The sequence below is a fragment of the Crenalkalicoccus roseus genome (genome assembly GCF_004761865.1).
GTDB classification, from domain to species: domain Bacteria; phylum Pseudomonadota; class Alphaproteobacteria; order Acetobacterales; family Acetobacteraceae; genus Crenalkalicoccus; species Crenalkalicoccus roseus.
Genome location: NZ_SJDM01000080.1, coordinates 1 through 5,083, shown reverse-complemented (window position 1 = coordinate 5,083; position 5,083 = coordinate 1). Strand labels below are relative to the sequence as shown.

Sequence of the window (5,083 nt, the reverse complement as noted above, 5' to 3'; positions counted from 1 at the left end):
TGGAGGACGGGCGCGCCGGTCTCCGGATCGCCCTCGCGCACCGGCTCGGTGAAGTCGCCATGCTGCAGCCGCCACTTGCTCGGCGTCCCGAGGCTCTCCTGCTGGACGCGGGGCTTTCTTCTGCGTTTAGCGGCCATGGCCCTGTCCCCTGTTCCGCGGCCCCCAGCGCCGCGTGGCCTCGTTGACGACCGCCTGGCGGAGCCAAGGGTCGGTGATGTCCTCGACGCTGAGCGAGACCACGCCCTGCTCGCGCCAGACCCGGCGGCGCATGGCCTCGAGGTCGGCGGCGTTGGCGGGGCTCGGCTCGCGGCCGAGCGGACAGCGCGGGAGCGCCGGCGCGCCGGGCAGCCTCACTGGGCACCGCCCCGGGCGTCGATCGCCCACAGCAGCAGGGCCAGCGCGTCGGCCTCGTTGTCGTCCCGCGGGGTGAAGCCGCGCGCCCGAATGGCGGCGATCACCGCCTCCTTCGGCGCGTTGCCCTTGCCGGTGGCGAAGCGCTTGATCGTGCCCACGGGCACGCCCTGGTAGGGGACGCCGGCGCCCTCGCACCAGGCGGTCAGGTGCGCGAGAAAACCGCCGTAGACATGGGCGGCGGCGGTGCCGGCGTGCCGCCGGACCTCCTCGAAGACGACGCTGCCGAGCGGGCCAGCACTGGAGGCCATGGTGTCCAGCCAGCGGCGGAAGCGCAGCCAGCCCATGCCGCCGCCCTCGAAGCGGCCGGGCCGGAAGGCGGCGGTGCCGGAGGCGATGCTGCCGTCCGGCAGCCGCACCGCCCAGCCGAGGGTGCTGCCGAGGTCGAGGGCGAGCAGACTTCCGGTCGGCGGTGCCTGGTCAGTGACGCAGATGACGCAGGGTCCAGAAACACCCGTCACGCGTGCGCGCGTGCGCGCGCGAACGGGTATTTGGGTAGCCTGCGTCATCTGCGTCACTGGAAGGGTAAAGCCTTCGCTTTCGTTCGCGTTCATGCGCTGCATCCCTTTCAGAACTGGATGACGCCGGTCGGCGCCGTCGACTGGCAAAGCCGGAGCCCACGCAGCTGACGTGCGGAGCCTTTGCGGTGCAGTTCGAAGCCACGATTGAGGAGGTTTTCGGAGAAGCGTCTGACCGAGCCGACGTACTCGCCGCCTGCCTCCGCCCATGCCTTCCAGCTCGCGAAGAGCACCGCCGTCGCCTCGACGTGGTTGACGCCGCGCTCGCAGCACTCGGCCAACCATCGGCCGAGCGCATCCTCGGCCTCGAAGTACTCATCGGTCGCGGCCAGGACCGTGGCCGGCGGGCGGAGGCCGACCCGCTGCCATTCGAGGCAGCCCTGCAGCGCCCAGGCGAGGATGCCGTCGCGCTCCGCCAGCAGCCGCTCGGGCAGCCGCTTGTCGCGCCGCGCCGGCGGGATGGTGACGGTGAACGGCACCATGTGCAGGCGCCGCCGCATCGCCTCGTCGACGTTGCGGATCGAGGGCTTGTGGTTGCCCGCGACCAGCAGCTTGAACTGCGGGGTGAACTCGAAGAAGTCCTGCCGCATGAAGCGCGCGGTGATGCGGTCGCCGCCGGTGAGTGCCTTGAGCTTGCTCTCGGCCCAGCGGCTGCCCTGCTCGGTCTCGATCGAGGTGACGATGCGGGCGCCGCGCAGGCCGGCCATATCCGTCGGGTGGCGATCGCCGGTGGTGGCCATGAACATGTCCATCGGCGCGACGGTGGCGTAATCGCCGAGCAGTGCGGTCAGCGTGTTGGCGAAGACCGACTTGCCGTTGGCGCCGGTGCCGTAGAGGAAGAACAGCGCGTGCTCAGTGGTGACGCCGGTGAGCGCGTAGCCGACCACCCGGCGGAGGTAGGCCTGCAGCTCGACGTCCCCGCCCGTCACCTGGGCCAGGAAGGCGACCCACGCCGGGCATTCCCCCTGGGGCGCCCCGCTGGTGATCTTCGTCATGCAGAGAGCACGGTCGTGCGGGGCGACGGCGCCGGTGCGCAGATCCACGACGCCGACCGGGGTGTTCAGCAGCCAGGGATCGCGGTCCCACACCTCGGCGGTGGTGGCGTGGCGGCGATCGGCGCGGGCCAGGCGCTCGACGGCGGCGACCGTCGAGGCCTGCGAGAGCTTCGTCCGGATCTTGGCGTTGTTCGCGCGGTTGGCGGCGGCGCGGCAGACGCGGCGGGCGAGATCGAAGGCGCGCAGCGTGCCCTCGCGCTCCCAGCGGCATCCGGTCCAGGTGAGCCAGGTGCCCCAGACGGCGACGTGGCGCCAGTCCTCGCCATGCAGGGCGCTGAACTCGGCGGCGAGCGCATCCTCGGTGAAGCCGATCGGCAGCAGGCCGTCGTCGCCGGAGTCGCCGCCGCCCGCGGTGGCGTCCTCCGTCGCGGGATCGCCGGCAGCGTTGTTGCCGGCCTCGGCCCTGCGCCACAGCCGCTCCGCCTCCTGGCGCAGGCGGTCCTCGGGCCAGGGCGGGCTGATCCGCGCGGCGTTGTAGTCGCAGATCTCCTGCCAGGCCTGGGCCGCGGTGACGAAGCCGTCCTGGCAGCGGCGGATCCAGTAGCCGATGATGCGGGAGAGGGCCTCGAAGCGGGTGACGCCATCGGCGCCGCCTTCGCGCACCTGCTGGCCGAAGAGCTCGGTGACGTCGCCGCGGGCGGTGGCCGCCGCGTTGAAGTCGAGGGGACCGCCGTCCGCGTTCGCTGAGAGCTCGGCGCCGACCCCCGGAAGCGGCGGCATCGCCAGCACCGCCTCGGCCAGTTCCGTGAGGTCGTGGTCCCGCCCGGCACTGTGACGGATGGCGACCAGTCGCTGCTGCCCGCCCTTCGCATGGATGGACCCGGCGACGCGGATCGGCTGGTGCGCCGAGCGGAAGGCCGGATCGCCGCCGACCTTCACCGCGATCGCGTGCCGCAGCCGGCAGACCGTGGCGAGGTCCTCGCCGGTGGCCGGCTCGGTCAGCCGCCAGTAGAGGTGGAGCTTCTCCTGCCCCTCCGGTGTGACGCCGCCCGAGGCGACCTCGAGGCTGGGCGGGCCGAGATGCTGGAGGAGGTGCGCCCGCTTCGCGGCGATGTCACCGCCGTCCAGGTCGACCAGCACCACCTGCATCTGCGTGACGTGCTCGGCGCTGGCCTGGCCGGGCGCGGCGACCGTGCCGGGGATGACGTAGAGCGCCATGCCCGCCTCGGCGGCCCACTGCGCCTGCACGGCGAGCTTCGCCGGCAGATCGGCGTCGGCCGGCAGGAAGGGCGTGTGCGGAGCGCGGTCGGGCCCGCCCTTCTCGGCGAGGGCGCGGACCGCGACCCAGCCCTCGCACCAGCCGAAGACCATGTCGGCATAGGCCGCGACCATCGCGGCATCGGGGGCGACCGGCATGGGCGGCATCACCTCGGCGGCGCTCATGACCAGCACCGCCTGCGCCACGGGCAGCGGGCGCATTCGATGTGCTCGGGCTCGGCGGCGACGCGGGGCAGCCACTCGCCGGCGTCACAGGCCTGCAGGACGCGCACCGCCTTGTCGCTGATCGCCTGCGCCAGGGCGGCGTCGAAGGGCACCAACTCGTGGTAAAGCTCGCTGGTGTCCTTGTTCACCGCGGTGAACAGGGCCGGCGCCTCGGTCAGGCCCATGTAGGCCTGGTAGAGCGCGATCTGCGCCGCGTAGATCGGCTTCGCCGCGGCGACGCCGCGCCGCACGATCTCCTTCCAGTTCCGGGCGTTGGCCGACTTGCACTCCCACAGCCCCGGCACGGCGATGAGGGCCTGTGCCGACGCAGGCGCCGCCACGACCACGCCGTCGATGTGCCCCTGCACGCGCCCGCCGGCCACGGAGAAGCCGAACTGCTCGCCGGCACGGTTGCGGGTGCGCAGGTCGAAGCCGGCGCGCCGGAGCCAGCCGATCGCCAGGTCCTCGAAGACGTGCCCCACCGCGAAGATGCGCAGCGTCTGCCCCGAGAAGCCGCTGTCGGGATCGCGCGGGACGTCGAGGAGCTCGTACTGCAGGCGCCGCGTGCAGGGATCGCCGAGCCGCGAGCCGCCGAGATACTCCCGGCGCGTCCGCGTGCCGTTCTCCGCCAACAGCGCGGCGTCGATCAGGGCGTTGATCGCCTCCGCTGCGGTCGGCGGCTTCGGGCGGTGGTTGAAGTCGAGGTTGGGCTCCGTCATCAGAACGGCACCTCCGGCGACGAGGGGGAGGCAGAGGCCCGCATGGCGTCCTGGAAGGCGCCGACCGCGACCTCGGCAAGCGTCAGCACCTGCTGCTCGGACAGCGCATTGAGCGGCGTGGTCCAGCCGATCTCCGCCATCACCTCGGCCATGGCGCGCATCGCCGCGCGCAGGGCGGCGCGCTCCTGTTCGGTCAGGTCAACCATGGCGGTGGACCGCCGCGCCAAGCGCACCCACCAGACCTGGCAGGTGATGGAGCAGAAGGAGACCGACGGCCGCTGCGGCTTCGCCGAGGTCGGGTCGAACCAGCCAAAGCCGCGCTCCGGCCGCCGGCAGACGGCGCAGAGCGAGCGGGGCGCAGGCGCCAGGGGCATGACCGATTGCCGGCCTCATGCCGCCCTTCCCGGGACCCCATCGCGGCTTGCCGCGATGGGAACCCGACCCACGCTGTGGGGGAAGACCGCGGCCAGGATCTGCGGCCGGTGCCAGAGGAAGTTCAGCCGGCAGTTCGCCGCGTATTTCGACAGGCCAAAGTCCAGCGCCGGATCGGCGTCCCCGGCCTTCATCAGCAGCTCGCGCTGGCGCGGGCTGGCGGGGTGGTTCAGCCAGAGGCGGCTCTTGGTGGCGGCGGCCCCGGTCTCAGCCTGGCGCAGGAAGTCGTCGGCCCCGGCCAGGACCTGGGCGCGCTCGCCGATGCCGAGATGCCGCAGGCGCCCCTGGCGCAGCTTGCCGACCGCGTGCCAGTGCTCGCCGTCGAAGAACACGCCGGCCCAGGCGTCGAAGCCGGAGGCGATCATGGCGTGGCCGTCCCCGTGCATGTCCCACCAGCGGAAGGGCGAGCGGTCCAGGAGGTCGATCTCGGTCAGCCCGAAGCGCTGCAGCGGGCGCGTCTCGCGAAGCTTTCGCTCCCAGACATGGCCGCAGAAGGGGCAGGCGATGGTGCCGAGCGGCACCTCGG

The 5,083-nt window shown here is 72.7% G+C and carries 5 protein-coding genes and 1 pseudogene; all 6 read right to left on the bottom strand.

Annotated features, from left to right (window positions below; translation table 11 throughout):
- Nucleotides 1-126 precede the first annotated feature (126 nt).
- Nucleotides 127-354, bottom strand: a complete 228-nt coding sequence (locus ET526_RS20680) for a hypothetical protein (protein ID WP_192898742.1) — start codon at nt 352-354, stop codon at nt 127-129.
- Nucleotides 351-872: a hypothetical protein gene (locus ET526_RS20675; protein WP_240048518.1), complete on the bottom strand. Its 522-nt coding sequence runs from the start codon at nt 870-872 to the stop codon at nt 351-353. The genes ET526_RS20680 and ET526_RS20675 overlap by 4 nt, the downstream gene beginning before the upstream one ends.
- A gap of 107 nt (nt 873-979) precedes the next feature.
- Nucleotides 980-3,403, bottom strand: a complete 2,424-nt coding sequence (locus ET526_RS20670) for a phage/plasmid primase, P4 family (protein ID WP_204623742.1) — start codon at nt 3,401-3,403, stop codon at nt 980-982.
- Nucleotides 3,364-4,125: a hypothetical protein gene (locus ET526_RS20665; protein WP_135470903.1), complete on the bottom strand. Its 762-nt coding sequence runs from the start codon at nt 4,123-4,125 to the stop codon at nt 3,364-3,366. Before ET526_RS20665 ends, ET526_RS20670 begins: the two co-directional genes overlap by 40 nt.
- The gene (locus tag ET526_RS22260; protein WP_240048517.1) at nt 4,125-4,499 is read right to left on the bottom strand and encodes a DUF6511 domain-containing protein; all 375 of its coding nucleotides are present in this window, start codon (nt 4,497-4,499) and stop codon (nt 4,125-4,127) included. The genes ET526_RS20665 and ET526_RS22260 overlap by 1 nt, the downstream gene beginning before the upstream one ends.
- A gap of 15 nt (nt 4,500-4,514) precedes the next feature.
- Nucleotides 4,515-5,083: pseudogene (locus ET526_RS21395) on the bottom strand (hypothetical protein); the annotation flags it as partial.